Raw genomic sequence first — 3,431 nt, 5'->3', positions numbered from 1 at the left:
CGCGTCGCACGAGGACGCGGCGGACTGCGCGGAGGAGGACGCGGAGGCGGAGGACTCGTCCGACGTCGACGTCTCCTGCGGCGCGCAGCCGGTGGCCGCGGCGACGGCGAGGACGAGGACGGCGGGGAGAAAGCTTCGGGCGGTGAGGTGCATGGCGGGAGACTGACACCACGCGGGGGTATCTGTCGAGATCACAGCGTTGCGATCGTATGAAATCCGCCGATGCGTCGCGGTCGCGAGGTTTGAACACCCCTGGCGCGGGCCGGTTCCTGCGGCTCGTGGCACCTTTGTGAGATGTGGCACCCGCCGGACGGCGGGTGATCTCCGCCGTCCGGCGCCGCCGCGCGCACCGGCCCGGAGGCAGGACGGCAAGATCGGCCACAGGACGTGGCCGCGCCCCGGCAAGAGCGGATGACCGGCGCCCCGTTCCCGGACACCGCGCCCGCGGCGGCCCCGTCCACGACGCCGTCCGAGCAGCCGTCGCCGCGGCTCCCCGGGCCGCGTCGGCGCTCCACGCGGTCGCCTTCGCCACAGCGGCCGGGAGTGGTTAGGCTGGCCCGCGATGTTCTCCCCTCAGGGCCCGACCCTTCGTGAACTCGCCGTCCAGGCGCTCTCGTCCGTCGAGCACGGCTACGACCTGCTGGCGCCGAAGTTCGACCGGACACCGTTCCGTACGCCGGACCAGGTGCTGGACGCGGTGGTGCGTACCGTCCGGCCGCTCGGCCCGTTCCGCAGGGGAGTCGACCTCTGCTGCGGCACCGGCGCCGGGACGGGAGTGCTGCGGCGGCTCTGCGACGAGAGGATCGTCGGCGTCGACTTCAGCGCGGGCATGCTCGCCGCCGCCAGGTCCGCCATGCCGGATCTTCCCGGCGCGCCGGCGGTGGAGTGGGTACGGGCCGACGTGCGCGCCCTGCCTCTCGCGCCCGCGTTCGATCTCGCCGTGAGCTTCGGCGCGTTCGGTCATTTCCTGCCGGCCGAGCGGCGGGAGGTGTTCACGCAGGCGCGTGCCGCCCTCCGGCCGGACGGTCTGCTCGTGTTCCCCGTGCCCGCGCCGCCCCGGGTCGGCTCCGGGCTCTACTGGGCCCTCTGGGGTTTCGACACGGCGATGCGGCTGCGCAATCTGCTCTGGCATCCGTCGTTCGTCATGTACTACCGCACCTTCCGGCTGCCGGACGTGCTGGACGAACTGGCCGGCGCGGGATTCACGACCGGGCTGCTGCCCCTGTCCGATCTCGGCCACCGGCCCGACGGCAGCCCCCGCTGCGCCCTGGTGGTCGCGCGCCGGACATGAGCCGGGCCCGGCAGGCCGGGCCGCCCCTCCGGCGCGGTCAGCCCTCCGGTGGTCAGTCGTCCAGGGGCCGGCCAGGACCGCGCGGCCCCGGGCGCTCGTCGAGCACCTCGGGGAACTCCTGGTCGTGCGGGCGTGGCGGCTGCGGGCCGTGGGCCGTCATGATGACGGTCTGCTCGACCCGTACGACGCGGTAGACGTCCTCGCCGATGATCACCTGGTCCTCGCCGCGTGCGACGGCCTCGGCCGCCCGTGCGAAGCGCCGGCCCAGCTCACCGCCGTTCGCGGCCCGTACCAGCAGGACATCACGGAGATCCAGCCGCGCCTCCTCCTCGGCCGCGACAGCGGGAAAGAGCTGCCGCCAGCCGCGGTCCTCATGGAGCATCGCGGCGTATCCGGTGTAGTGCGCGACGGACACCGGATCCAGGTCCGGGCCGTCCACCGGGAAGGCGCGTCTCAGCGCCTCCTCACGCGTGCCCAGCTCCAGCAGCCGCCGCGCGGCCGCTTCGTCGAATAGGCCGTCCGCCGTCTCGTCCGAGTTCGCGCTCATACGAGCAGAGTGCCGTATGACGGCGGTCCGCGCGGCACAGATACGAGGATCATCCGGTGGAAATCCGGCCATCTTTCCGTCATACGAATTCGCCACTCAACGATGCCATAACCGCAGGCGGGACGCGGTTGAATGGGTGTGCGAGAGGCATGTACGGCACGGAGGCGGTCGAACAAGCGCGGGGAGCGTTGCGCCATGGACGACGGCGAGAGTGCCGAGGTGGTTCAGCGCCCGTACGACGCGCGGCGGTGTGACAACCGCCCGGGGCTTCGCCGTCCCGCCGATGCCCCGGGGCATGGACGCGGGCGAGCTGCGCAAGGTCCGCGGCGCGCATCCGCGCATCACGGAGGTCCGCGAGATACCGCTCCCGCGCGGCCGGGGCGTGTACTACGGCGCCGTGCAGCCGGTCCTGCGGCATGTGCCGGTCGTACGGAACCTCCGCCCGACGATGACCGTCCTGACGCGCTTCGCGACGCGCCAGGGTCTTTCGTTCGGATCCGGCCGGATCGGGGAGCGCCCGGCGCGGCAGCGGCTCATGGCGGTGCCGGGGCATGCGAGCCCGGCAAGATCCGAACGAGAGGCCCCAGGCCCTGTCCGGTCGATCTTCGCGGGCCGGGAGCGCCCGGCGCGACCGCGCTCGGCCGAGCGGCGCGGCAGAGGCGCGCCGCGTTCCGCTACGCCGGCTCGCCCAGGGCCGGCACCGCCGTACCCGCCGCCTTCTCCACCAGCGCTATCCCCGCCTCCTTGCTGACACTTCCGCGGGACAGCACCGCCAGCAGATAGCCGTGTCCGTCGACCGTTATGCGCCCGATGCTGTTGATGTCCCACAGACCGGTCGCGGTCCGCGGCAGCCAGCCGTTCTTGAGCCCGGTGGCCGGTCCGGCGGCGGACACCCCCCAGTCCTGGTCCGCCGCCGTCCCGGCCATCAGCTCCTGTACATAGGCGCGCGAGGCCGCGCTCAGGGCCGACGCGGAGTCGTCGCCGAACACGGCGGAGAGCAGGACGAGCTGGTCCGAGGCGGTGGTCTGGGTCAGCCCCCACAGCCCATCGCCTCCGGCCGTGGTCGAGGTCAGTCCCAGCCTGCGGTTCGCCGCGTCCAGACCCGGCGCGCCGCCGATCACGGTCCACAGCGCGTCCGCCGAGGCGTTGTCGCTGACCTGGATCATCGAGGTCGCGTAGGCCCTCTCGCCCTCCGTGAGCCTGCGGTCCTCGTCCTGCGCGTGGAGCAGCAGGGCCACCAGGATGTCGACCTTGACGATGCTCGCCGCGTCGTACGTGGTCCCGGCGCGGACACCGTACGAAGCTGTGCGGCCGTCCTCGGGATCGAGCACCGCCAGCGAGAGCGAGGCCGAGGTGGACCTCACGACCGGTCCGAGCCGCGCGGCCAGCGTCTCGTCCGGATCGGCCGTGGGCCCCGGCTCGGGCTCGGGGCCGACCTCACGGGACCGCAGCGCGCCCATCGCCCGCGGCAGCGGCAGGGACACGGCCGCCGGCCGCGGCCGGGGGGACGCCGTGAGCGCGTCGGAGGCCGGCTCGGCGGGCGCGTCGCCACCGGTGGTCATGAGGAAACCGCCCGTCGCCACCCAACCGGCG

Annotated in this window: 3 protein-coding genes; 1 reads left to right on the top strand and 2 read right to left on the bottom strand. The window is 73.5% G+C overall.

Annotated elements, in window-relative coordinates:
• The first annotated feature begins 562 nt into the window (after nt 1-562).
• The gene (locus tag BFF77_RS29950) at nt 563-1,291 is read left to right on the top strand and encodes a class I SAM-dependent DNA methyltransferase (RefSeq protein ID WP_066956210.1); all 729 of its coding nucleotides are present in this window, start codon (nt 563-565) and stop codon (nt 1,289-1,291) included.
• 52 nt (nt 1,292-1,343) lie between these two features.
• Here the strand turns inward: BFF77_RS29950 and BFF77_RS29945 are convergent, their stop codons facing one another.
• Nucleotides 1,344-1,838 carry a DUF5954 family protein gene (locus BFF77_RS29945; protein WP_066956207.1) on the bottom strand — a complete coding sequence of 165 codons (495 nt, stop codon included), beginning with the start codon at nt 1,836-1,838 and terminating at the stop codon, nt 1,344-1,346.
• A gap of 674 nt (nt 1,839-2,512) precedes the next feature.
• Nucleotides 2,513-3,431: serine hydrolase (locus tag BFF77_RS29940; protein WP_425424444.1), on the bottom strand; the 919-nt coding region annotated here is incomplete at its 5' end.

It is taken from the genome of Streptomyces lushanensis (assembly GCF_001700515.1).
GTDB lineage: Bacteria > Actinomycetota > Actinomycetes > Streptomycetales > Streptomycetaceae > Streptomyces > Streptomyces lushanensis.
This window is presented reverse-complemented; position numbering and strand designations above follow the sequence as displayed.

What these genes read in the sequence shown, in the direction of transcription:
- BFF77_RS29950 (WP_066956210.1), top strand. Translation starts at nt 563, where the DNA reads ATGTTCTCCCCTCAGGGCCCGACCCTTCGTGAACTCGCCGTCCAGGCG.
- BFF77_RS29945 (WP_066956207.1), bottom strand. Translation starts at nt 1,838, where the DNA reads ATGAGCGCGAACTCGGACGAGACGGCGGACGGCCTATTCGACGAAGCG.